At 53.3% G+C, this 23678-nt stretch carries 21 protein-coding genes and 2 tRNA genes; 5 read left to right on the top strand and 18 right to left on the bottom strand.

Features of this window, described 5'->3' with window-relative positions:
* Window positions 1-98: 98 nt before the first annotated feature.
* The 8 genes from pnp to AC2FAP_RS20760 form a co-directional block, all read right to left on the bottom strand.
* Window positions 99-2237: a polyribonucleotide nucleotidyltransferase gene (gene pnp / locus AC2FAP_RS20795; protein ID WP_449541790.1), complete on the bottom strand. Its 2139-nt coding sequence runs from the start codon at window positions 2235-2237 to the stop codon at window positions 99-101.
* A gap of 242 nt (window positions 2238-2479) precedes the next feature.
* Entirely contained in the window at window positions 2480-2749 is a 270-nt protein-coding gene (rpsO, locus tag AC2FAP_RS20790; RefSeq protein ID WP_013098914.1) for a 30S ribosomal protein S15, read from the bottom strand.
* Window positions 2750-2904: 155 nt separating this feature from the next.
* Window positions 2905-3855, bottom strand: a complete 951-nt coding sequence (gene truB / locus AC2FAP_RS20785; protein ID WP_014171782.1) for a tRNA pseudouridine(55) synthase TruB — start codon at window positions 3853-3855, stop codon at window positions 2905-2907.
* Window positions 3855-4259 (bottom strand): 30S ribosome-binding factor RbfA, encoded by a 405-nt coding sequence (gene rbfA, locus AC2FAP_RS20780; RefSeq protein ID WP_014171783.1) that lies wholly within the window; start codon window positions 4257-4259, stop codon window positions 3855-3857. Before rbfA ends, truB begins: the two co-directional genes overlap by 1 nt.
* An 88-nt stretch (window positions 4260-4347) precedes the next feature.
* The gene (gene infB / locus AC2FAP_RS20775) at window positions 4348-7035 is read right to left on the bottom strand and encodes a translation initiation factor IF-2 (RefSeq protein WP_014171784.1); all 2688 of its coding nucleotides are present in this window, start codon (window positions 7033-7035) and stop codon (window positions 4348-4350) included.
* 24 nt (window positions 7036-7059) lie between these two features.
* Window positions 7060-8562, bottom strand: coding sequence for a transcription termination factor NusA (nusA, locus tag AC2FAP_RS20770; RefSeq protein ID WP_014171785.1), 1503 nt, complete (start codon window positions 8560-8562; stop codon window positions 7060-7062).
* Between the two features lie 28 nt (window positions 8563-8590).
* Window positions 8591-9043: a ribosome maturation factor RimP gene (gene rimP / locus AC2FAP_RS20765; protein WP_014833432.1), complete on the bottom strand. Its 453-nt coding sequence runs from the start codon at window positions 9041-9043 to the stop codon at window positions 8591-8593.
* Between the two features lie 207 nt (window positions 9044-9250).
* Window positions 9251-9327: transfer RNA gene (locus tag AC2FAP_RS20760), tRNA-Met, on the bottom strand.
* Between the two features lie 287 nt (window positions 9328-9614).
* Between AC2FAP_RS20760 and argG the strand changes: the two genes are divergently transcribed.
* Window positions 9615-10961, top strand: coding sequence for an argininosuccinate synthase (gene argG, locus AC2FAP_RS20755; protein WP_020883538.1), 1347 nt, complete (start codon window positions 9615-9617; stop codon window positions 10959-10961).
* Window positions 10962-11126: 165 nt separating this feature from the next.
* Here the strand turns inward: argG and AC2FAP_RS20750 are convergent.
* From AC2FAP_RS20750 to rlmE, 6 genes are all read right to left on the bottom strand, one after another.
* Window positions 11127-11213 (bottom strand) — tRNA-Leu (locus AC2FAP_RS20750).
* A 9-nt stretch (window positions 11214-11222) separates the two neighbouring features.
* Window positions 11223-11555, bottom strand: a complete 333-nt coding sequence (gene secG / locus AC2FAP_RS20745) for a preprotein translocase subunit SecG (protein ID WP_020883537.1) — start codon at window positions 11553-11555, stop codon at window positions 11223-11225.
* A gap of 223 nt (window positions 11556-11778) precedes the next feature.
* Window positions 11779-13116, bottom strand: a complete 1338-nt coding sequence (gene glmM / locus AC2FAP_RS20740) for a phosphoglucosamine mutase (RefSeq protein ID WP_014171789.1) — start codon at window positions 13114-13116, stop codon at window positions 11779-11781.
* Window positions 13109-13957: a dihydropteroate synthase gene (folP, locus tag AC2FAP_RS20735; RefSeq protein ID WP_063925620.1), complete on the bottom strand. Its 849-nt coding sequence runs from the start codon at window positions 13955-13957 to the stop codon at window positions 13109-13111. Before folP ends, glmM begins: the two co-directional genes overlap by 8 nt.
* A gap of 98 nt (window positions 13958-14055) precedes the next feature.
* Window positions 14056-15990, bottom strand: a complete 1935-nt coding sequence (ftsH, locus tag AC2FAP_RS20730; protein WP_025202925.1) for an ATP-dependent zinc metalloprotease FtsH — start codon at window positions 15988-15990, stop codon at window positions 14056-14058.
* Between the two features lie 102 nt (window positions 15991-16092).
* Window positions 16093-16719: a 23S rRNA (uridine(2552)-2'-O)-methyltransferase RlmE gene (gene rlmE, locus AC2FAP_RS20725; RefSeq protein ID WP_014171792.1), complete on the bottom strand. Its 627-nt coding sequence runs from the start codon at window positions 16717-16719 to the stop codon at window positions 16093-16095.
* Between the two features lie 127 nt (window positions 16720-16846).
* Here rlmE and yhbY point away from each other — a divergent pair, with 127 nt between their 5' ends.
* Complete coding sequence (gene yhbY, locus AC2FAP_RS20720; RefSeq protein ID WP_003861814.1) at window positions 16847-17140, top strand: ribosome assembly RNA-binding protein YhbY; 294 nt, start codon at window positions 16847-16849, stop codon at window positions 17138-17140.
* Window positions 17141-17291: 151 nt separating this feature from the next.
* Here the strand turns inward: yhbY and greA are convergent, their stop codons facing one another.
* Window positions 17292-17768: a transcription elongation factor GreA gene (greA, locus tag AC2FAP_RS20715; protein ID WP_014171793.1), complete on the bottom strand. Its 477-nt coding sequence runs from the start codon at window positions 17766-17768 to the stop codon at window positions 17292-17294.
* A gap of 227 nt (window positions 17769-17995) precedes the next feature.
* Here greA and dacB point away from each other — a divergent pair, with 227 nt between their 5' ends.
* Genes dacB through pmrB form a run of 3 tightly spaced genes read left to right on the top strand, consistent with a single transcriptional unit; the run spans window position 17996 to window position 21134 of the window.
* Window positions 17996-19429, top strand: coding sequence for a serine-type D-Ala-D-Ala carboxypeptidase (gene dacB, locus AC2FAP_RS20710; protein WP_025202924.1), 1434 nt, complete (start codon window positions 17996-17998; stop codon window positions 19427-19429).
* Between the two features lie 2 nt (window positions 19430-19431).
* Window positions 19432-20094, top strand: coding sequence for a two-component system response regulator PmrA (pmrA, locus tag AC2FAP_RS20705; protein ID WP_014171795.1), 663 nt, complete (start codon window positions 19432-19434; stop codon window positions 20092-20094).
* Window positions 20091-21134 carry a two-component system sensor histidine kinase PmrB gene (pmrB, locus tag AC2FAP_RS20700; protein ID WP_449541791.1) on the top strand — a complete coding sequence of 348 codons (1044 nt, stop codon included), beginning with the start codon at window positions 20091-20093 and terminating at the stop codon, window positions 21132-21134. Before pmrA ends, pmrB begins: the two co-directional genes overlap by 4 nt.
* Before the next feature lie 32 nt (window positions 21135-21166).
* Here the strand turns inward: pmrB and cgtA are convergent, their stop codons facing one another.
* The 3 genes from cgtA to rpmA form a co-directional block, all read right to left on the bottom strand.
* Window positions 21167-22339 (bottom strand): Obg family GTPase CgtA, encoded by a 1173-nt coding sequence (gene cgtA, locus AC2FAP_RS20695; protein WP_014171797.1) that lies wholly within the window; start codon window positions 22337-22339, stop codon window positions 21167-21169.
* A gap of 15 nt (window positions 22340-22354) precedes the next feature.
* Window positions 22355-23320, bottom strand: coding sequence for a DMT family transporter (locus AC2FAP_RS20690; RefSeq protein ID WP_014171799.1), 966 nt, complete (start codon window positions 23318-23320; stop codon window positions 22355-22357).
* A 96-nt stretch (window positions 23321-23416) separates the two neighbouring features.
* A complete protein-coding gene (gene rpmA / locus AC2FAP_RS20685) occupies window positions 23417-23674 on the bottom strand; it encodes a 50S ribosomal protein L27 (RefSeq protein ID WP_004385076.1) in 258 nt (85 codons plus the stop codon).
* Window positions 23675-23678: the final 4 nt, after the last annotated feature.

Raw genomic sequence — 23678 nt, 5'->3', positions numbered from 1 at the left:
CGAAGACAACTATTGGATGAACGTCCTGTCCCCCGGCGGCTTAACAAGGCGTCCTGCCTGATAATAGGCCCTCCGCCGAAGCGGAGGGCAAATGCAACTTACTCGCCTTGCTGTTCTGCTGCCGATGCTTCTGGCGCAGCAGCCGGCTGAGACTGCTCGGTTGCTTCTTTAATGCTCAGACGGATACGGCCCTGGCGGTCAACTTCCAGAACTTTAACCGGGACTTCCTGACCCATCTGCAGGTAATCGGTCACTTTCTCAACGCGCTTGTCAGCGATTTGAGAGATGTGAACCAGACCTTCTTTACCGCCACCGATGGCAACAAACGCGCCAAAGTCAACGATACGGGTCACTTTACCATTGTAGATACGGCCCACTTCGATTTCTGCAGTAATTTCTTCGATGCGACGAATAGCGAATTTCGCTTTCTCGCCGTCGGTCGCTGCAATTTTCACCGTACCGTCATCTTCGATTTCGATAGTGGTGCCAGTCTCTTCGGTCAGAGCACGGATAACGGAACCGCCCTTACCGATAACATCTTTGATCTTGTCTGGATTGATCTTGATGGTGTGGATACGCGGAGCGAACTGAGAAATGTCGCCACGTGGCGCGTTGATCGCCTGTTCCATCACACCCAGGATGTGCAGACGAGCACCTTTAGCCTGGTTCAGCGCAACCTGCATGATCTCTTTGGTGATACCTTCAATTTTGATATCCATCTGCAGCGCAGAGATACCGTCGCGGGAACCCGCAACTTTGAAGTCCATATCGCCCAGGTGGTCTTCGTCGCCCAGAATGTCAGACAGAACAACAAAGTTCTCGCCTTCTTTCACCAGGCCCATTGCGATACCCGCAACGGCGGCTTTGATTGGCACGCCTGCATCCATCAGCGCCAGAGATGCACCACACACGGAAGCCATGGAAGAAGAACCGTTAGATTCGGTGATTTCAGAAACCACACGAACGGTGTACGGGAATTTGTCAGCATCCGGCATCACTGCCAGCACACCACGCTTCGCCAGACGACCGTGACCAATTTCACGACGCTTAGGCGAACCCACCATACCGGTTTCACCTACGGAGTATGGAGGGAAGTTGTAGTGGAACAGGAAGCTGTCAGTACGCTCGCCCATCAGTTCGTCGATGTTCTGCGCGTCACGTGCTGTCCCCAGGGTCGCGGTAACCAGCGCCTGCGTTTCGCCACGGGTGAACAGTGCAGAACCGTGAGTACGTGGCAGAACGCCAGTACGCACGTCCAGACCACGGATCATGTCTTTTTCGCGGCCATCGATACGCGGCTCACCCGCCAGGACGCGGCTACGAACCACGTTTTTCTCGATAGTGTGCAGAATTTCGCTCAGCTCGTTAGCATCCAGCGTTTCGTCTTCAGCAATCAGCGTTGCGATAGTTTCGTCTTTGATCACGTCAACCTGAGCATAACGCTCCTGTTTGTCGGTGATGCGATAAGCATCGCTCAGACGAGATTCAGCCAGCGCAGCAACGCGTGCATTCAGCGCGTCGTTGACGGCTTCAGGCTGCCAGTCCCAACGTGGTTTGCCCGCTTCTTTAACCAGATCGTTGATGTTCTGAATAACGATCTGCTGCTGATCGTGGCCAAAGACCACCGCGCCCAGCATCTGGTCTTCGCTCAGCAGTTCCGCTTCGGATTCAACCATCAGCACAGCCGCTTCAGTACCAGCAACAACCAGGTCCAGCTTACTTTCTTTCAGCTCTTCCTGCGTTGGGTTCAGCACGTACTGGTCGTTGATGTAACCAACGCGTGCAGCACCGATTGGGCCATTGAATGGAATACCAGACAGTGACAGGGCCGCGGAAGCACCGATCATCGCAACGATATCCGGGTTAACCTGTGGGTTAACGGAAACAACGGTCGCGATAACCTGCACTTCGTTCACGAAGCCTTCTGGGAACAGCGGACGAACCGGGCGGTCAATCAGACGCGCAATCAGGGTTTCGCCTTCGCTTGGACGGCCTTCACGACGGAAGAAGCCACCCGGAATTTTACCGGCAGCGTAGGTACGCTCCTGGTAGTTAACGGTCAGCGGGAAGAAGTCCTGACCTGGTTTTGCTTTTTTCTGGCCAACTACGGTTACGAATACCGCAGTGTCATCCATGCTTACCATAACGGCAGCAGTAGCCTGACGTGCCATCATGCCGGTTTCCAGCGTGACGGTGTGTTGACCATACTGGAATTTACGAACGATCGGATTCAGCAAAGTTCTGTCCTTTCTTAAATGTATGACAGCACACCACCGGTGTGCTGACGATTTAACCCGACCTTCTTCGCATCCTCGCGACTAATGACAACCAACACCCCCATGGGTGAAGCCTCTCATTAGCCGCGCGAACCTCTGCAATGAAGATCATTTATAGCAACAATACAATAGTTTCCAGTGAATTGCTGCCGTCTGGTTGAAAAAAGGGGCCATCAGGCCCCCTTTTCTGAAACTCGCAAGACTTAGCGACGCAGACCCAGACGCTCGATCAGCGCGGAGTAACGTGCAACATCTTTACGTTTCAGGTAGTCGAGCAGTTTACGACGCTGAGAAACCATACGCAGCAGACCACGACGGCTGTGGTGATCTTTTTTGTGCTCTGCAAAGTGACCCTGCAGGTGGTTAATCTGTGCAGTCAGCAGTGCAACCTGAACTTCGGTAGAACCGCTGTCGTTAGTACCACGACCAAACTCAGAAACGATTTTAGCTTTAGCTTCAACGCTTAGAGACATTTTCAAACTCCAGAATATAAAGAATGTAAGGATGCCGATCTCTAATTCAGCAATCCCAGTATACGTCCCGCAATATGTTAAACAATTTGCCGAACGTTAAGCCGCGATATTCTACTCGTCTCCCCTGCTTATCGCAAGGCGAGCCGTTATCGCTATCAGGCTTCAACCGGATACTCAACGACCAGGCGACGCGGCGCGACGCGCCCTTCGCCATCCATTTCCCCCATGCCGATAAACTTACCTTCATCCCCCTCGGTCACGCGCACCAGACCTTCAGAAGGAGCACTGGTAGTACGAACCGGGTTTCCGTTCTTAAAGTAAACGGAGGATGTTAAAGGAAGATTAACAACCGGGAAATCGGCCGCCGGGCTGTCCATTGGCATCAGCAGCGGATCGAGCAAATCGGCAGGCGCAATCTCCTGCGCTTCCGCCTGCTCAACCAACTCGCGCAGATGTTCAAGGGTGACCATTCGCTCAACCGGGTACGTGCTGACAGCCAGGCGACGCAGGTAAATCACGTGCGCACCGCAACCCAGTTTTTCACCCAGGTCGTCAATGATGGTACGAATATAGGTGCCTTTCGAACAGTGTACTTCCAGCTCCAGCTCATCGCCTTCGTGACGAATAAAGAGCAGTTCGTACACGGTAATCGGACGGGGTTCGCGAGGAACGTCAATGCCCTGGCGTGCATATTCGTACAGTTTCTTACCCTGGTACTTCAGCGCCGAATACATTGACGGTACCTGCAGCGTGTCGCCACGGAAACTTTCCAGCGCGGCATCAAGTTGCTCCGCGCTGAAGGTCACCGGACGCTCCTCTACCACCTGACCATCGGCATCGGAGGTATCCGTGCGCTGGCCTAGTCGGGCGATGACCCGATAGCGCTTATCGGAGTCCAGCAGGTACTGGGAAAACTTTGTCGCTTCCCCCAGGCAGATCGGCAGCATGCCGGTCGCCAGCGGATCGAGCGCGCCGGTATGGCCCGCACGGTTGGCGTTAAAAATACGCTTAACTTTTTGCAGCACGTCGTTGCTGGAAGCGCCCTGGGGTTTATCCAGCAGCAGCACACCATGCACGTCGCGACCGCGACGACGAGGACGACTCATTAGTCCTCCTTGCTGTCGTCCGTTGGGTTAACACGACGTTCGTCGTCATGTTTCACCACGCTGGTCACCAGGTTAGACATGCGCATACCTTCGACCAGAGAGTTGTCGTAGAAGAAAGTCAGCTCAGGCACGATACGCAGACGCATCGCTTTGCCGAGCAGAGAGCGGATGTAGCCAGAGGCTTCCTGCAGCGCTTTAATGCCGTTTTTTACCGCGGCTTCGTCCTGATCGTTCAGGAAAGTCACGAACACTTTGGCATACGCCAGGTCGCGGGACATTTCCACGCCGGACACGGTGGTCATCACACCCACGCGTGGATCTTTAATTTCACGTTGCAGGATGAGGGCGATCTCTTTCTGCATTTCTTGCGCTACGCGCTGCGGGCGACCAAATTCTTTCGCCATAATAAATTCTCCAGACAAAAAAGGGGCAAAAAGCCCCTTTTAAAATTATTACCGGGTGGCGCTTTGCTTACCCGGCCTGCATCGATGATTAAGCAATCGTACGCTGAATTTCGATGATCTCGAACACTTCGATCATGTCGCCAACGCGAACGTCGTTGTAGTTCTTCACGCCGATACCACATTCCATGCCGTTACGGACTTCGTTAACGTCATCTTTGAAGCGGCGCAGGGATTCCAGCTCGCCTTCGTAGATAACCACGTTGTCACGCAGTACGCGGATTGGGTTGTGACGTTTGATGATACCTTCGGTAACCATACAGCCCGCGATCGCACCAAATTTCGGTGATTTGAACACGTCACGCACTTCAGCCAGACCGATGATCTGCTGTTTCAGCTCTGGAGACAGCATGCCGCTCATCGCTGCTTTCACTTCGTCGATCAGGTTATAGATGACGGAGTAGTAACGCAGATCCAGGCTTTCAGCATCAATCACTTTACGTGCAGACGCGTCAGCACGTACGTTGAAGCCGACCAGGATTGCATTGGATGCAGCAGCCAGGGTGGCGTCGGTTTCGGTGATACCCCCTACGCCAGAACCGATGATCTTCACTTTAACTTCGTCAGTAGACAGTTTCAGCAAGGAGTCGGAGATCGCTTCCACAGAACCCTGAACGTCGGCTTTCAGAACGATGTTCACTTCGTGAACTTCGCCTTCGGTCATGTTCGCAAACATGTTCTCGAGTTTAGATTTCTGCTGACGAGCCAGTTTAACTTCACGGAATTTGCCCTGACGATACAGTGCAACTTCACGCGCTTTCTTCTCGTCACGTACGACGGTCACTTCATCACCCGCAGCCGGCACACCGGACAGGCCCAGGATTTCCACTGGAATGGACGGACCTGCTTCCAGAACTTCCTGACCCAGTTCGTTACGCATCGCACGAACACGACCGTATTCGAAACCACACAGGACGATATCGCCTTTATGCAGCGTACCTTCACGAACCAGAACGGTTGCAACCGGACCACGACCTTTATCCAGGAAGGATTCGATAACCGCGCCGCTCGCCATACCTTTACGAACCGCTTTCAGCTCCAGAACTTCAGCCTGCAGCAGGATAGCGTTCAGCAGGTCGTCGATACCGGTACCGGCTTTCGCAGATACTGGGATGAACTGCGCTTCACCGCCCCACTCTTCCGGCATAACACCGTACTGGGAGAGTTCGTTTTTAACGCGATCCATGTCAGCTTCTGGCTTATCGATCTTGTTCACTGCAACCACCAGAGGCACCTGCGCCGCTTTCGCGTGCTGGATAGCTTCAATGGTCTGTGGCATCACGCCGTCGTCTGCAGCAACAACCAGTACAACGATATCCGTTGCCTGAGCACCACGAGCACGCATAGAGGTAAACGCTGCGTGGCCCGGGGTATCCAGGAAGGTGATCATGCCGTTGTCGGTTTCTACGTGGTACGCACCGATGTGCTGGGTAATACCACCCGCTTCACCGGAGGCCACTTTCGTCGAACGAATGTAGTCGAGCAGAGAGGTTTTACCGTGGTCAACGTGACCCATGATGGTCACTACAGGCGCGCGCGGTTCTGCCGCTGCGCCGGTGTCACGGTCGCTCATTACTGCTTCTTCCAGCTCGTTTTCACGACGCAGGATAACTTTATGGCCCATCTCTTCGGCTACCAGTTGCGCAGTTTCCTGGTCGATAACCTGGTTGATGGTGGCCATTGCGCCCAGTTTCATCATCGCTTTGATGACCTGAGAACCTTTAACCGCCATTTTGTTGGCCAGATCGCCAACGGTGATGGTTTCACCAATCACTACGTCACGGTTAACAGCCTGAGCTGGCTTCTGGAAGCCCTGCTGCAGTGCGGAACCTTTACGCTTGCCGCCTTTACCACCGCGGATCGCTGCACGTGCTTCTTCACGGTCAGCTTTAGATTCAGCGTGCTTGTTGCCTTTTTTGGCTGGGCGAGCAGCTTTGGTGCTGCGAGTACGGCCACGACCACCTTCAACTTCACGGTCATTATCGTCTTCTGCCTGGCGCGCATGCTGAGAAGTGGTGACGTGATAATCGCTGGTGTCTTCAGACGCTTCAGCAGGGTTCACACCGTTCTTCTCGTTTTCTTCAGCCATACGGCGCGCTTCTTCAGCTACACGGCGAGCTTCTTCTTCAAGCTTGCGGCGGGCTTCTTCTTCCGCTTTACGCTTCAGCTCGGCAGCTTCATTTTCACGGCGGGCTTTTTCAGCCTGGGCGGTTTTTGTCATTTCGTCGGTCTGTTGATTGCTCACTTTGTCTTTTTCCGCAGCTTCACGCTTCACTTTATCACTTGCGTCGCGTTTCGCTTTTTCTGCGGCCTCACGTTCAGCTTTTAATTCTGCTTCACGTTTGGCAGTCGCTTCTGCCTCACGCTGAGCTTGTTCTTCCGCTTCACGCTGTGCCTGCTCTTCCGCAGCAAGGCGTTCTGCCTCTTGCGGATCACGTTTTACAAAGGTGCGTGTCTTGCGGACTTCAATTTGTACCGATTTGCTTTTACCACCGGTACCAGGGATATTCAACGTGCTACGCGTTTTGCGCTGCAGCGTCAGCTTGTCAGGCGTCGAACCGTGTTCACGGTTCAGGTGCGCTAACAAGGTTTGTTTTTCTTGCGCGTTCACCGAGTCATCAGCGGACTTCGGGATCCCTGCATCAGCAAATTGCTGTACCAGGCGGTCCACGGAGGTCTGAATCTCGGCAGCCAGCGATTTTACAGTTACATCAGTCATGCTGTTCCTTCCTGCTACAGTTTATTACGCTTCGTCGCCGAACCAGCAAATATTACGTGCGGCCATGATGAGTTCGCCGGCTTTCTCGTCGGTTAAACCTTCGATATCGGCCAGGTCATCAACGCCTTGCTCAGCGAGATCTTCCAGCGTACAAACACCACGGGCAGCCAGCTTGAACGCAATCGCACGATCAAGACCTTCCAGATTCAGCAGGTCATCAGCCGGCTTCTTATCGCCAAGGCTTTCTTCCTGAGCCAGTGCCAGGGTGGTCAGTGCGTTTTTAGCGCGTTCACGCAGGGCTTCAACGGTGGCTTCATCAAGACCGTCGATTTCCAGCAGCTCTTTCATTGGCACATAGGCCAGTTCTTCAAGGGTAGAGAAACCTTCTTCAACCAGAACAGTGGCGAAATCTTCGTCAATATCCAGGTATTTCGTGAAGGTATCGATCGCCGCATGGGCTTCAGCCTGATGCTTAGCCTGCAGGTCATCAACGGTCATTACGTTGAGTTCCCAGCCGCTCAGCTGTGACGCCAGGCGTACGTTCTGACCGTTACGGCCGATTGCCTGCGCCAGGTTGCCCGCTTCAACAGCGATATCCATGGTGTGTTTGTCTTCGTCAACAACGATAGACGCCACATCCGCCGGAGCCATTGCGTTAATCACGAATTGCGCCGGGTTGTCGTCCCACAGGACGATATCGATACGCTCGCCGCCCAGTTCGGTAGAAACCGCCTGAACACGCGCACCGCGCATACCTACGCAAGCACCGACCGGGTCGATACGCTTGTCGTTGGTTTTCACCGCGATTTTCGCGCGTGAACCCGGATCGCGGGCAGCCGCTTTAATTTCGATAACTTCTTCGCCGATTTCCGGTACTTCGATACGGAACAGTTCAATCAGCATCTCTGGCTTGGAACGGGTCACAAACAGCTGTGCACCACGCGCTTCAGGGCGTACGGCATACAGAACGCCACGAATACGGTCACCCGGGCGGAAGTTTTCACGCGGCAGCATGTCTTCACGCAGGATAACGGCTTCAGCGTTACCTGGCAGCCCTTCAGATTTGATTTCCAGAGAGATGTTGTCGCGGTTTACTTTCTTCACCACGCCGGTAATGATCTCACCTTCCTGATCGCGGAACTGATCGACAACCAGCGCGCGCTCAGCTTCACGGACTTTCTGGACGATAACCTGTTTTGCGGTTTGCGTGGTGATACGGTCGAAGGTGACAGATTCAATCTGATCTTCAACATAGTCACCCACGTTCAGGCTTTCGTCTTCAAAACGCGCCGCTTCCAGGGTGATCTCTTTCGTCGGCTGGGTCACCTCTTCAACGATTACCCAACGACGGAATGTATCGAAGTCACCGCTTTTACGATCGATTTCTACGCGAACATCGATCTCTTGTTCGTATTTTTTCTTGGTTGCTGTAGCCAGTGCACTTTCCAGCGCTTCGAAAATCTTCTCACGCGGCAGTGATTTCTCGTTGGAGACGGCTTCAACAACAGCCAAAATTTCTTTGTTCATCGCGGGCTTTTCACCTCAATCCAGACTGTTAAAAGTGGGGAACCAGGTTCGCCTTCTGGATATTACTCAGCGCGAACACTTCATCTTTGCCTTCGACTGTAACCGTGATCATTTCACCATCAACGGCTTTGATAATTCCCTGCCATTTACGGCGGTTCTGTACGGCCATACGCAGAACGAGAGCCACTTCTTCACCGGTAAAGCGCACATAGTGCTCGGCCGTGAACATCGGGCGATCGAGGCCGGGTGAGGAAACTTCCAGGTTGTACGCAACGGTAATCGGGTCTTCAACATCAAGAACCGCACTCACCTGGTGGCTAACATCAGCACAATCATCAACATTGATGCCATCTTCACTATCAATATAGATGCGCAGCGTCGATGTGCGGCCGCGAACGAATTCGATGCCGACCAGTTCGTAGCCCAGTGCTTCGACCGGTGCAGTAATCATCTCTGTTAATTTTTGCTCTAATGTGGACAAGCCCACCCCCAAGACATAAAAAAAGGGCGTAAAGCCCAGTTATTCTGTAGTCAGATAACAAAAAACCCCGATAAATCGGGGCTTTAGATAACTGAACCCTATAGCCGCAACTGCGGCCTGGAGCACTCTCCGAAAGAATTTTTTCAAATCCAGCTACGAAGGCTCTAAGTCTTCACAGTATATTTGAAAAAGAACTTTATGGGAAAGTGGTTGCGGGGGCCGGATTTGAACCGACGACCTTCGGGTTATGAGCCCGACGAGCTACCAGGCTGCTCCACCCCGCGCCTGAAACGTGGCAAATTCTACGCGTTTTGGAGAGAATTTGCAAATAATGCTGGGATTTGGTACCGAAGACGGGACGTAAAATCGGCGTTTAGTATATTGATAGTGAACCCCACCTGTCAAGCCAGTTTCCGCCAGGTCAAACAAAGGGAAAATTTTACAAAAAACGCACGAGTCTCTTCCGGTCATCGACAAAAGATGATTAAATGAATACTCACTTATTTTGCATAAACATGCATCGAGAGCGAAAGCGGTCTCTTAATCAGTCAATCAAGCAGGGTTTTATTTTATGACGACGATTCTCAAGCATCTTCCGGTAGGACAACGTATTGGCATCGCTTTTTCAGGCGGCCTGGATACCAGCGCTGCACTGCTGTGGATGCGCCAAAAGGGAGCGGTTCCGTATGCATATACTGCGAACCTGGGTCAGCCGGATGAGGACGATTATGATGCAATCCCTCGTCGCGCTAAAGAGTATGGCGCAGAGAACGCGCGCCTGATTGACTGCCGTAAGCAACTGGTCGCTGAAGGTATTGCTGCTATTCAGTGTGGTGCTTTCCATAATACTACCGGCGGCCTGACCTATTTCAATACCACCCCGCTGGGCCGTGCAGTGACCGGTACCATGCTGGTTGCCGCCATGAAAGAAGATGGCGTAAACATTTGGGGTGATGGCAGTACGTATAAAGGAAACGATATCGAACGTTTCTATCGTTATGGCCTGCTGACCAACGCCGAGCTGCAGATTTATAAACCGTGGCTCGATACCGACTTTATCGACGAGCTGGGCGGCCGTCATGAAATGTCCGAGTTTATGATCGCCTGTGGCTTTGACTATAAGATGTCCGTTGAGAAAGCCTACTCTACCGATTCCAATATGCTGGGTGCGACGCACGAAGCGAAGGACCTGGAATTCCTGAACTCCAGCGTGAAGATCGTTAACCCGATCATGGGCGTGAAGTTCTGGGACGAAAACGTCAAAATCCAGGCGGAAGAAGTTACCGTGCGTTTCGAGCGCGGCCATCCGGTTGCCCTGAACGGCAAGACCTTCTCTGACGATGTGGAACTGATGCTGGAAGCTAACCGTATCGGTGGCCGTCACGGTCTGGGCATGAGCGACCAAATTGAAAACCGTATTATTGAAGCAAAAAGCCGTGGCATCTATGAAGCCCCTGGGATGGCGCTGCTGCACATCGCTTATGAACGTCTCCTGACCGGTATTCACAACGAAGACACCATCGAGCAGTATCACTCTCATGGTCGTCAGCTCGGTAAACTGCTGTACCAGGGCCGTTGGTTCGACCCACAGGCCCTGATGCTGCGTGATGCACTGCAACGTTGGGTGGCAAGCGCGATCACCGGCGAAGTGACGCTGGAGCTGCGTCGCGGGAATGACTACTCGATTCTGAACACCGTGTCCGACAACCTGACTTATAAAGCAGAGCGTCTGACCATGGAGAAAGGTGAATCCGTGTTCTCTCCGGACGATCGTATTGGCCAGCTGACCATGCGTAACCTGGACATCACCGATACCCGTGAGAAGCTGTTCAACTACGTTGAGAATGGCCTGCTCTCCGCAAGCGCCGGTAATGGCCTGCCGCAGGTTGAAAACCTGGAGCACAGCGTTAAGAAGTAAGGCTTACGCAGAAATGCAAAAGGCGCCCAGTGGGCGCCTTTTTTACGATCGCTGCAGAACCGGTCCCGCTGGCACGAACGTACCCGCCGACGAAAACGCTCCTTCTACAGACGAAATCTACAGACGAAAAAAAAGACGTCTTTCGACGTCTTTCTTCTGGAATATTGGTACCGAGGATGGGACTCGAACCCACAAGCCCGTTAGGGCACTACCACCTCAAGGTAGCGTGTCTACCAATTCCACCACCTCGGTACTGAATACTTAGTGCGGGATATCGCTGGTCGGCTTAGCCGGTGCAGCTGGCTGAGTCTGCTCAGTTTTCGCTGGCGCGCTCAGATTTTCCCACTCGCTTCCTTTGCTGGTCTTGTTGCTGTTGATATTGCCAAGCGCCAGACTGATGATGAAGAACAGCGTAGCCAGAATCGCCGTTGTGCGGGTCATGAAGTTCGCAGAACCACTTGAACCAAACAGCGTACCGGAAGCGCCTGCTCCGAAGGAGGCTCCCATATCAGCGCCTTTACCTTGCTGCAGCATGATCAGCGCTACGAGAGCGATGGCTACAATAAGGAAAATAACTAAAAGAGCTTCGTACATAATCAACCTGTTCCTTGCGGATTTGCCGCATACCAATGCTTCGACCAATTAGCAGGATTTTTGTTTCCCACTGAAGCGGGTGTGAATACTAACCAAAGCGAATGTGCTTCGCAAGGGCAATTTTGACGCATTGTATCAACTGCGGAAAAAAACAGCAAAAAGCCATCAATTGCTCAAAACAAAGGCGGCAAGCGCCGCCTTTTTAATCACTTAACGTGAAAAACTATGCAGCTTTTACGGCATCCGCAATACGGTGTGCAAATTCATTCACCTGCGCCTCGTCTTCGCCTTCCACCATTACGCGGATCAGCGGTTCGGTTCCAGATTTACGCAGCAGAACACGCCCACGGTTGCCCAGGGCTGCTTCAACGTCAGCCATCACCGCTTTCACATTTTCATTTTCCAGCGGATCGCCTTTACCGGCGGTGAAACGCACATTCACCAGGATCTGCGGGAACATTTTCATGCCGCTGCAGAGATCGTGCAGGCTCATATGGTTGCGCGCCATGGCGGCAACAACCTGCAGCGCAGCGACGATACCGTCTCCGGTGGTGGTTTTATCCAGCAGGATCACGTGGCCTGAGTTTTCAGCCCCGATGCGCCAGCCTTTTTCCTGCAGTTTTTCCAGCACATAGCGGTCGCCCACTTTTGCACGGACAAACGGAATACCCAGCTGTTTCAGCGCCAGCTCCAGACCCATGTTGCTCATCAGCGTGCCTACTGCACCGCCGCGCAGCTGGCCCTGACGCAGACCTTCACGCGCAATGATATAGAGGATCTGGTCGCCGTCGACCTTATTACCTTCGTGATCGACCATGATCACGCGATCGCCGTCGCCATCCAGTGCGATGCCCAGATCGGCTTTTTCCGCCAGAACGCGCGCCTGCAGAGCACGAACGTCAGTCGCCCCCACCTGTTCGTTAATGTTCAGGCCATCAGGCTCACAGCCGATGGTAATCACGTTCGCACCCAGTTCGCGGAAAACATTCGGCGCAATGTGATAGGTCGCACCGTTGGCGCAGTCCACCACAATTTTAAGATGGGCCAGGCTCAGTTCGTTCGGGAAAGTACCTTTACAGAATTCGATGTAACGACCCGCGGCATCGACAATGCGGTTCGCTTTACCCAGCTCGGCGGAGTCGACACAGGTGATCTCTTTTTCCATCTCCGCTTCGATTGCCTCTTCCACTTCATCCGGCAGCTTAGTGCCGTCGATGGAGAAGAATTTAATGCCGTTGTCATAAAACGGGTTATGCGAGGCCGAAATCACAATCCCTGCTTCAGCACGGAAAGTACGCGTCAGATATGCCACAGCAGGCGTTGGCATTGGGCCAGTGAAGGAAGCGGAAAGCCCCGCGGCAGCCAGACCGGCCTCCAGCGCTGACTCCAGCATATACCCGGAGATACGGGTATCTTTACCAATGATGATTTTACGGGAGCCATGACGTGCAAGCACTTTACCCGCCGCCCAGCCCAGTTTCAGTACAAAATCAGGGGTGATTGGCGCATCACCCACGCGCCCACGAATACCATCGGTACCAAAATATTTACGATTACTCATAGCGTTTGTTTTCCTTCGCTGCCAGTGTAGCTTCCACTACACGCATGGCTTCTACTGTTTCTTTAACGTCATGGACACGAATAATGTGCGCGCCCTGCATCGCCGCAATTACAGCGCAGGCCAGGCTTCCGCTCAGACGTTCGCTCGGCCCTACATTCAGTAACTGACCAATCATCGACTTTCTCGACATACCAACCAGCAATGGCAGGTCGAAATGATGGAATTCCGATAAGCGCGCAAGCAGCTCATAATTGTGAGAGAGATTTTTACCGAAACCGAACCCCGGGTCGAGCAGCAATTTCTCTTTTGCGATACCCGCACGTTCACAACGTGCAATATGCTCAATAAAGAAGCGATTTACGTCGGCATAAACATCGTCATACTTTGGCGCTTCCTGCATGGTTTTCGGCTGTCCTTGCATGTGCATCAGGCAAACCGGTAGCCCGGTATCCGCGGCCGCCTCCAGTGCGCCAGGCTCCGTCAGCGAGCGAATATCATTGATGATGTGAGCACCCACTCTCGCGACTTCACGGATCACTTCAGGTTTAGACGTATCGACGGAGATCCACACTTCGAACCGCTGTGCGATAGCTTCAACCACAGGCACCACGCGCGCCAGTTCTTCTTCCACCGAAACGTCTGCCGCCCCAGGGCGCGTCGATTCCCCGCCTACGTCAATGATGGTGGCGCCCGCGTTAATCATCAAATTTGCGTGTTTCACAGCCTCGATAAGCGTGTTATGCGTGCCGCCGTCAGAGAAGGAGTCAGGCGTGACATTCAGGATACCCATCACATGCGGATGTGAGAGATCGAGATGCGAGTCCTGGGCGAATAGTTTCATGGTCAAATCCCTGGTATCAATATGGTTTTACAGAAAAGAAAAACCCCGGAGCAAGCTCCAGGGTTTGAGGTGCAAACATAGATTTCAACAGCAGTGACTTACTTGTCGCCCAACTGTTCTGACATGGTGTTGCCCGGGTTCGGCGTACGCGGTTCATCGACCGGACGCGGCGCACGCGGTGTGCCATTGTTGTCAGAATTGTTGGAAGCGCCTGGGTCTTCCCAACCCGCTGGCGGACGCACTTCGCGGCGAGCCATCAAGTCGTCAATCTGCGGAGCATCGATGGTCTCATATTTCATGAGCGCATCTTTCATCGAATGCAGAATGTCCAGGTTATCGTTCAGGATCTGACGGGCGCGATTGTAGTTACGCTCGATCAGCAGCTTCACTTCCTGGTCAATGATACGTGCGGTTTCATCGGACATGTGTTTCGCTTTCGCCACGGAGCGGCCCAGGAACACTTCGCCTTCTTCTTCCGCATACAGCAGGGGACCCAGCTTCTCGGAGAAGCCCCATTGGGTCACCATGTTACGCGCCAGGTTGGTCGCGACTTTAATGTCGTTGGACGCACCGGTCGAAACATGCTCCGCGCCGTAAATAATCTCTTCAGCCAGACGACCGCCGTAAAGGGTTGAAATCTGACTTTCCAGCTTCTGACGACTGGCGCTGATGGCATCGCCTTCCGGCAGGAAGAACGTCACACCCAGCGCACGACCGCGCGGAATAATCGTCACTTTATGCACCGGATCGTGTTCCGGCACCAGGCGACCGATAATCGCGTGACCAGCTTCGTGGTAAGCCGTGGACTCTTTTTGCGCTTCCGTCATCACCATGGAGCGACGTTCCGCACCCATCATGATTTTGTCTTTCGCTTTCTCGAACTCCACCATCGACACAACGCGTTTGTTACCGCGAGCAGCGAACAGTGCAGCTTCGTTGACCAGGTTTGCCAGGTCAGCACCGGAGAAGCCCGGCGTACCACGCGCGATGATTGCCGCGTCGACATCCGGTGCCAGCGGTACGCGACGCATGTGAACTTTCAGAATCTGTTCACGACCGCGTACATCCGGCAGACCAACCACAACCTGACGGTCGAAACGGCCTGGACGCAGCAGCGCAGGGTCAAGAACGTCCGGACGGTTAGTCGCCGCGATAACGATAATACCTTCGTTACCTTCGAAGCCATCCATCTCAACCAGCATCTGGTTCAGCGTCTGTTCACGTTCATCGTGACCACCGCCCAGGCCTGCGCCACGCTGGCGGCCTACGGCGTCGATTTCATCGATGAAGATAATGCACGGTGCTGCCTTTTTGGCCTGCTCGAACATGTCACGCACACGAGATGCACCAACACCCACGAACATTTCAACGAAGTCAGAACCTGAAATAGTAAAGAACGGCACCTTCGCTTCACCCGCGATGGCTTTCGCCAGCAGGGTTTTACCGGTACCCGGGGGCCCTACCATCAGAACGCCTTTCGGGATCTTACCGCCCAGTTTCTGGAAACGGCTCGGTTCGCGCAGGTATTCAACCAGTTCGCCCACTTCTTCTTTTGCTTCGTCGCAACCTGCAACGTCGGCAAACGTGGTCTTGATCTGATCTTCCGTTAGCATACGCGCCTTGCTCTTACCGAACGACATGGCACCTTTGCCACCGCCGCCCTGCATCTGGCGCATAAAGAAGATCCAGACGCCAATAAGAAGCAGCATCGGGAACCAGGAGATGAAGATAGAAGCCAGCAGGCTTGGTTCTTCTGGCGGCTCGCCTACCACCTTGACGTTTTTGGTCAGAAGGTTATCAAGCAGCTTAGGATCGTTCACCGGGATGTAAGTCGTGTAACGGTTACTATCTTTCTTGGTAACGTTGATCTCACGTCCGTTGATACGCGCTTCGCGAACCTGGTCCTGATTGACCTCCTGCAGGAAGGTAGAATAATCCACCTTGCGGCCATTCGACTCGCTGGGCCCAAAGCTCTGGAATACTGACATCAGCACAACGGCAATGACCAGCCAGAGTATTAGGTTTTTCGCCATGTCACTCAAGGGATTAACCTCATATTACAACTGTGTTAAAAACAGCGTCAGGATACTCTATATCCCGTGTCATTCAAACTTTCGTCTGAAAGACGCGGGTTATCATTTTCGCCCGGTCGCTACAATATACACTTCTCGGGAACGGGCCCGGGAAGAGTCCGGCTTACGAACTTTAACCTTCGCAAACAGGGAGCGAATTTCCTTAAGATACTCCTCGAAACCTTCGCCCTGAAACACCTTCACAACAAAACTACCACCAGGCGCTAGTACATCACGACACATTTCTAACGCTAGCTCCACCAAATACATGGCGCGGGGGATATCCACCGCCGGTGTTCCACACATATTTGGTGCCATATCTGACATGACAACCTGGACCTTACTATCACCTACACGCTCAAGTAGCGCTTTCAGCACTAATTCATCACGAAAGTCGCCCTGAAGGAAGTCGACACCGACGATGGGATCCATTGGTAAAAGGTCGCATGCGATGATTCGGCCCGTTCCGCCGATCTGCGTAACCGCATACTGGGACCATCCGCCAGGTGCTGCACCGAGATCGACAACCGTCATTCCCGGCTTAAAAAGTTTGTCACTTTGCTGTATTTCATCAAGTTTAAACCAGGCACGGGAACGCAACCCCTTTTTCTGTGCCTGTTGAACATATTTATCGCTAAAGTGTTCCTGAAGCCAGCGGCTGGAGCTGGCAGAACGCTTTTTACCTGTCATTTAACATTTCCGTCCTGGTTCATCGTTACTTGCCTGTGACGTAAATTTCTACGCAGCTATTTGGCGATATAAGGGAGATGGCGGTAGAATGAACCGTTTTCAATCCCAACGTAAGCAAAAATATACGATGAATCTGAGTACTAAACAAAAACAGCACCTTAAAGGTCTGGCACATCCGCTCAAGCCTGTAGTCATGCTTGGCAACAATGGTTTGACCGAAGGGGTGCTTGCCGAGATTGAACAAGCGCTGGAACACCACGAGCTGATCAAGGTGAAAATCGCCTCTGAAGACCGAGACACTAAAAACCTGATCGTGGAAGCCATCGTGCGTGAAACGGGTGCCTGTAATGTACAGGTCATCGGTAAAACGCTGGTGCTCTATCGCCCATCTAAAGAGCGTAAAATCTCGCTGCCACGCTAAGGATATCCTGAATCGAACACATTTTCTGTGTAAAACGAGGGATTTCTGTCAGCAGGTGAGCAAAATGCCACGCTCCTTGAGTTGATAAAAGGCCGCTATGCGGCCTTTTTCTTTTCTTTACAATGTATCAACATCTTAGTCGAGATGCGAATTACAGGTATTCAACCTTAATAATTTCGTATTCCACTTCGCCACCCGGGGTGCGGATAGTGACAACATCATCCTGCTCTTTGCCAATCAGGCCGCGAGCAATCGGGGAGTTCACCGAAATCAGATTCTGTTTAAAGTCCGCTTCATCATCACCCACGATGCGATAAGTCTGCTCTTCGTCATTGTCCAGGTTCAGCACGGTAACGGTTGAACCAAAAATGACGCGGCCATTGTTAGGCATTTTGGTGATATCGATAACCTGCGCATTGGACAGTTTTGCTTCGATATCTTTAATACGCCCTTCACAGAAGCCCTGCTGCTCACGCGCCGCGTGGTATTCAGCATTCTCTTTCAGGTCGCCATGCTCACGCGCATCCGCGATAGCGGCGATGATTTCAGGGCGACGAACGGATTTCAGAAAATCCAGCTCTTCGCGCAGTTTTTCGGCACCACGTAAGGTCATCGGAATAGCTTGCATTTGTTATACCTCTTAAACATTCCTGTTGGGAGCAGTGTTCCCTGCCCCGGCCCCCATGAGCGGGCCAGAAGCAAAAAGAAAACCGACCCGGGAGCGAAGCCCCAGGTCAGCAACAATTTTCAATTTGATACGCATTTTACCGCGAAGTTCACTATGGGTCATCGTTTACTTTGCAGTGCTATGCACCGTAGTATGACGGTTTGTTTTCGGGTTGTTAGCGCGAGATTATGCGATTTTCCAGATTTATCATCGGATTGACTACCAGTATAGCGTTCAGCGTTCAGGCCGCGAATGTTGATGAGTACATTAATCAGCTCCCCGCAGGTGCCAACCTTGCCTTGATGGTGCAGAAGGTCGGGGCGCAGTCGCCAGAGATTGACTATCACAGTCAACAGATGGCGCTGCCTGCCAGTACCCAGAAGGTGATCACCGCACTCGCCGCCCTGCTTCAGCTTGGACCTGACTTCCGTTTTACCACCACGCTCGAGACCAAAGGCAACATCGAGGGTGGCGAACTGAAAGGCGATCTTATCGCTCGTTTCGGGGGAGATCCTACGTTTAAACGCCAGGATATCCGCAACATGGTCGCGTCGCTGAAAAAATCTGGCGTGCAGAAGATTGATGGCAATGTGTTAATCGACACCTCTATTTTTGCCAGCCACGATAAAGCGCCAGGATGGCCGTGGAACGACATGACGCAGTGCTTTAGCGCTCCGCCAGCCGCCGCGATTGTGGATCGTAACTGCTTCTCCATTTCACTTTACAGCGCGCCAAAACCGGATGACTTAGCGTTTATTCGCGTGGCGTCTTACTACCCGGTGACGATGTTCAGCCAGGTTCGTACCCTCGCAAAAGGCTCCCCGGATGCGCAGTATTGCGAGCTGGACGTGGTGCCAGGCGATCTTAACCGCTTCACGCTGACCGGGTGCCTGACACAGCGCGCCGACCCATTGCCGCTGGCCTTTGCGATACAGGATGGCGCAAGCTATGCGGGTGCCATTCTCAAGGATGAACTGAAGCAGGCGGGAATAACCTATTCCGGTACCCTGCTGCGCCAGACGCAGGTTAATCAACCCGGTACGGTCATCGCCAGCAAACAATCTGCGCCGCTGCACGATTTGCTACGGATTATGCTGAAAAAGTCTGACAACATGATTGCTGACACGGTGTTCCGCATGATTGGTCACGCGCGTTTCGGCGTGCCAGGAACCTGGCGTGCGGGTTCCGACGCCGTACGTCAGATCCTGCGCCAACAGGCGGGGATCGATCTTGGCAACACCATTGCCGTCGATGGCTCCGGGTTATCGCGGCATAATTTGATCTCCCCGGCAACGATGATGCAAGTACTTCAGTACATTGCACAACATGACACTGAGCTAAACTTTATTTCGATGCTGCCACTTGCCGGGCATGACGGTTCGCTTCAGTACCGTGCCGGCCTTCATGCGGCCGGGGTGGACGGAAAAGTTTCAGCCAAGACAGGTTCACTGCAGGGGGTTTATAACCTTGCAGGCTTCATCACTACCGCCAGCGGGCAACGCATGGCATTCGTGCAGTATCTTTCCGGCTATGCCGTCGAACCGACCGACCAGCGTAATCGTCGTATTCCACTGGTTCGCTTCGAAAGCAGGCTTTATAAGGACATCTACCAGAATAACTAGCGATGAAACTACTCATAGTTGAAGACGATCTGTTATTGCAGGAAGGGCTGGCTCTGGCGCTGGCCAATGAAGGATATGCCCTCGACTGCGCCGCCACGGCGGCTGAGGCGGATGCCCTGATCCAGAGCGGCGAATACAGTCTGGTGATCCTCGATTTAGGCTTACCGGATAAAGACGGCGCTACGCAGCTAAGCCAGTGGCGCCGCCGGGGTATCGCCAATCCGGTATTGATCCTGACGGCACGGGATGCCATTGAAGATCGTATCAACGGCCTCGATTCTGGCGCTGATGATTACCTGGTGAAACCGTTTGCCCTTGCGGAGCTTCAGGCGCGGGTACGGGCGTTGATTCGTCGTTATCAGGGACACAGCGATAACTTACTGACCGACGGCGATATTACGCTGAATCTGCAAACCCAGCAGGTGCTGTGCCAGTCCCTACCGGTTGAAGTAACCCCTAAAGAGTTCGCGCTGCTGACGCGCCTGATTATGCGCAGCGGACAAACGGTACACCGCGAAACCCTGCAGCAGGATATTTACTCCTGGCAGGACGATCCGGGCTCAAATACCCTCGAAGTGCATATTCACAATCTGCGTCGCAAACTGGGTAAAGACCGGATTAAAACTGTCCGTGGCGTAGGCTATCGTCTGGAGAGCCAGAAATGAACAGCATGCGTCGGCGATTAATGGTTCTGCTGACGGTCATTCTGTTATTTTTCCAGCTGATAAGCGTGATCTGGCTCTGGCATGAAAGCCGTGAACAGATTGGTTTTCTGGTCAACGAAACGCTCTCGGCGAAATCGCGCAATAATCATGTCGAGAAAGAGATCCGTGAAGCGATTGCCTCGCTGCTGGTCCCCTCTCTGGTGATGGTCGGTTTTACGCTGTGCTTCTCATTCTGGGCGGTCACCTGGATAACCCGGCCGCTGAATCAACTGCGCGTCAGCCTGGCGAACCGCTCGGCGGATAACTTAACCCCGCTCCCTGTCTATTCCGACATGGAAGAAATTGGTGCCGTCACAACCTCGCTCAACCAGCTCCTCGCCCGTTTGGATCACACCATTCAACAGGAACGTCTCTTCACCGCGGACGCCGCTCACGAGCTGCGAACGCCGCTTGCGGGGATCAGACTGCATCTGGAACTGATGGCACAGTCTGGCTCTCCACAGGCCACGACGTTAATTACCCGTATCGATCAGCTGATGCACACGGTTGAGCAACTGCTGATGTTGTCCCGTGCCGGACAGGCGATGGCGAGCGGTCACTATGAAACCGTCAACTGGACAGACGATATCATCATGCCGCTCGGTCTTGGACATGAAGCCAAAGAGCACACGGTGATATGGCCGGACAAAAGTCCGCTCACGGTGCAGGGTGATGCGGTACTTCTGCGTTTGATGCTGCGCAATCTGCTTGAGAACGCCGGGCGCTACAGTCCGTCAGGCACAACGATTCGCGTGACTCTGGCCGACGTTGACGGGGGAACACAGGTCAGCGTTATCGATCAGGGGCCGGGGATAGATGAAGCGCACCGCCAGTTGATTACTGAACCGTTCCGTCGTCTTGACCAGCGCTACGGTGGCAGCGGCCTGGGGCTGAGCATTGTGCAACGTATCGTGCAGCTCCACCACGGCAAGCTGACGCTGGAGAATGGTGCTGAGGGCGGCTTAATCGCCAGCTGCTGGCTGCCGTCCAGCCTGCAATAAAAAAGCCCCCTTCCGGGGGCTTTAAACTGCGATTAGTGCTTGTAGATGAACTCGACACCTTCTTCGTCGTCTTCATCCCAGTCGTCGTCCCAGTCTTCTTCCTCTTCCACTTCCAGCTCTTCGAGCTGTTGGCGGTGGTAGTCATCCCACATGAATTCGACTTTTTCTGGCTGTTTCGCTTCTTCAGCCTGAACAACCGGGTTCTCGATGATAAAGGTCATCACATCCCAGCACAGATCTTTCACGCCAACCTGGCTTGCCGCGGAGATCAGGTAGTATTTATCTTCCCAGCCCATCGCTTCAGCAATGGCTTTCGCTTTCGCTTCCGCTTCGGCTTTATCCATCAGATCGATCTTGTTAAAGACCAGCCAGCGCGGCTTGTTCGCCAGTTTTTCGCTGTATTTTTCCAGCTCGCCGATAATGATGCGGGCATTTTCTACCGGATCGGAACCGTCGATTGGATCGATATCGATGAGATGCAGCAGTACGCGGCAGCGCTCAAGGTGTTTCAGGAAGCGGATACCCAGACCGGCACCTTCTGCAGCACCTTCAATCAGACCCGGGATATCAGCAACCACAAAGCTCTTCTCGTTATCCATACGGACAACGCCCAGGCTTGGTACCAGCGTGGTAAAAGGATAATCCGCCACTTTTGGCTTGGCTGCAGAGACCGCACGAATAAACGTCGATTTACCGGCGTTTGGCATACCCAGCATCCCGACATCGGCCAGAAGCATCAGCTCCAGCTGCAGATCGCGCTTGTCGCCCGGCGTACCCATCGTTTTCTGACGCGGGGTACGGTTTACGGACGATTTGAAACGGCTGTTACCCAGACCGTGCCAGCCGCCTTTCGCCACCATCAGACGCTGACCGTGTTTGGTCATATCGCCCATGGTTTCGCCCGTCCCCTGGTCAATCACACGCGTACCGACCGGAACCTTAATGGTCACGTCTTTACCGCGTTTGCCCGTACAGTCACGGCTTTGACCGTTCTGACCACGCTCAGCGCGGAAGGATTTTTCGAAACGGTAGTCGATCAGCGTGTTGAGGTTCTCATCCGCCTCCAGCCACACGTCACCGCCGTCCCCGCCGTCACCGCCGTCAGGACCGCCACGTGGAATATATTTCTCACGGCGGAAGCTCACGCAACCATTGCCGCCATCACCTGCCACGACCAGGATTGTCGCTTCATCAACAAACTTCATTTTACTCTCCGTAACTCATTCGCCTGAGCGGGGGACTACTACGACCGCTTCATTTTTGCGCCAACGCCCCCAAAGACGATGACCAATGGCGGAATACATCGCGCCCGCAACCACGACAAACGCACCGAGATAGCCCAACATGTTGAGCATCGGTCTGACGAAGACATCGGGCCAGGCCATTGATAACAAATCTGAAAATAACAGCGTAAACAGCGGGGTAAGCGTAATGAGTGCGCTCACCTGTGCTGCCTGCCAGCGCGCCATCGCTTCGGCCAGCGCGCCATAACCGACCAGCGTGTTCAGCCCACAAAAAATGAGGCACGCCAGTTGCCAGTCGCTAAGCTGGGTGATCACACCCGGTTTTGCTAACGGCAATAATGCTATTGTACACAAAGTGTACAGCAAAAAGAGGATCTGCTGTGAGGCCAAACGACGCAATAACACCTTTTGCGCGACGCCATAGCTCACCCAAACCGTTGCTGCTCCCACTCCGAAGATCACACCCCAGGTGTAATCCGTCAGTCGGGTAAAAATCTCTATCAGACTGGTGTTGAAGAACATCACCAGACCACAGAGCAACATGCTCGCCCCGATAATTTGCGTGCCACGCATCTTCTCCTTGAGGATAAAGACGCTGGCGACCATCATGCCGACCGGTGAAAGCTGACCAATCACCTGCGACGCCGTGGGGCTAAGATACTGCAGGGAAGAACTGAACAGTATGAAGTTACCGAACAGGCCACCCGTCGCGATAGCCAGCAACACCAGCCAGCGCGGTTTACGGAAGATACGCAACGGCGGAAGCTTACCTTTGATCGCGAGGATGGCCCCAAGGCCGATACTTGCCATCAGAAAGCGATAAAATACCACCGTTGGCGGCTCCATCACTTCCAGTACCTGCTTCATTGCAATTGGCAGCGCACCCCAGCACATTGCGGTCGTGAGCGCCAAAAGAATACCAATGCCGGCCTGCTGCTTCATGCCCGTTTTCCCTACAGAAAAAATTACCGGGTTTCCAATGTAAAAAGCCCCGCAACAGGTTGCGGGGCTTTAATCCGTTACCGGACCGAGAAAACCTTACTCAGCAACGATGCTGATGTATTTACGGTTGTTCGGGCCTTTAACTTCAAATTTCACTTTACCGTCTGCTTTAGCAAACAGAGTGTGGTCACGACCGCAACCTACGTTGTTGCCAGCGTGGAATTTGGTGCCACGTTGACGAACAATGATGCTACCCGCCAGAACGGATTCGCCACCGAAACGCTTAACGCCCAGGCGTTTAGCTTCTGAATCGCGACCGTTACGTGTGGAGCCGCCAGCCTTTTTATGTGCCATTTAA

Source organism: Enterobacter cloacae complex sp. 394I7 (assembly GCF_057320345.1).
The sequence above is the reverse complement of the archived record's forward strand: the minus strand, read 5'-3'. Positions and strand labels throughout refer to the sequence as shown.

Bases quoted from the DNA above. Each gene is read 5' to 3' on its own strand.
- rpsO (WP_013098914.1), bottom strand. From the start codon at position 2,749: ATGTCTCTAAGCGTTGAAGCTAAAGCTAAAATCGTTTCTGAGTTTGGT.
- truB (WP_014171782.1), bottom strand. From the start codon at position 3,855: ATGAGTCGTCCTCGTCGTCGCGGTCGCGACGTGCATGGTGTGCTGCTG.
- rbfA (WP_014171783.1), bottom strand. From the start codon at position 4,259: ATGGCGAAAGAATTTGGTCGCCCGCAGCGCGTAGCGCAAGAAATGCAG.
- infB (WP_014171784.1), bottom strand. From the start codon at position 7,035: ATGACTGATGTAACTGTAAAATCGCTGGCTGCCGAGATTCAGACCTCC.
- nusA (WP_014171785.1), bottom strand. From the start codon at position 8,562: ATGAACAAAGAAATTTTGGCTGTTGTTGAAGCCGTCTCCAACGAGAAA.
- argG (WP_020883538.1), top strand. From the start codon at position 9,615: ATGACGACGATTCTCAAGCATCTTCCGGTAGGACAACGTATTGGCATC.
- secG (WP_020883537.1), bottom strand. From the start codon at position 11,555: ATGTACGAAGCTCTTTTAGTTATTTTCCTTATTGTAGCCATCGCTCTC.
- glmM (WP_014171789.1), bottom strand. From the start codon at position 13,116: ATGAGTAATCGTAAATATTTTGGTACCGATGGTATTCGTGGGCGCGTG.
- folP (WP_063925620.1), bottom strand. From the start codon at position 13,957: ATGAAACTATTCGCCCAGGACTCGCATCTCGATCTCTCACATCCGCAT.
- ftsH (WP_025202925.1), bottom strand. From the start codon at position 15,990: ATGGCGAAAAACCTAATACTCTGGCTGGTCATTGCCGTTGTGCTGATG.
- rlmE (WP_014171792.1), bottom strand. From the start codon at position 16,719: ATGACAGGTAAAAAGCGTTCTGCCAGCTCCAGCCGCTGGCTTCAGGAA.
- yhbY (WP_003861814.1), top strand. From the start codon at position 16,847: ATGAATCTGAGTACTAAACAAAAACAGCACCTTAAAGGTCTGGCACAT.
- greA (WP_014171793.1), bottom strand. From the start codon at position 17,768: ATGCAAGCTATTCCGATGACCTTACGTGGTGCCGAAAAACTGCGCGAA.
- dacB (WP_025202924.1), top strand. From the start codon at position 17,996: ATGCGATTTTCCAGATTTATCATCGGATTGACTACCAGTATAGCGTTC.
- pmrA (WP_014171795.1), top strand. From the start codon at position 19,432: ATGAAACTACTCATAGTTGAAGACGATCTGTTATTGCAGGAAGGGCTG.
- pmrB (WP_449541791.1), top strand. From the start codon at position 20,091: ATGAACAGCATGCGTCGGCGATTAATGGTTCTGCTGACGGTCATTCTG.
- cgtA (WP_014171797.1), bottom strand. From the start codon at position 22,339: ATGAAGTTTGTTGATGAAGCGACAATCCTGGTCGTGGCAGGTGATGGC.
- AC2FAP_RS20690 (WP_014171799.1), bottom strand. From the start codon at position 23,320: ATGAAGCAGCAGGCCGGCATTGGTATTCTTTTGGCGCTCACGACCGCA.
- rpmA (WP_004385076.1), bottom strand. From the start codon at position 23,674: ATGGCACATAAAAAGGCTGGCGGCTCCACACGTAACGGTCGCGATTCA.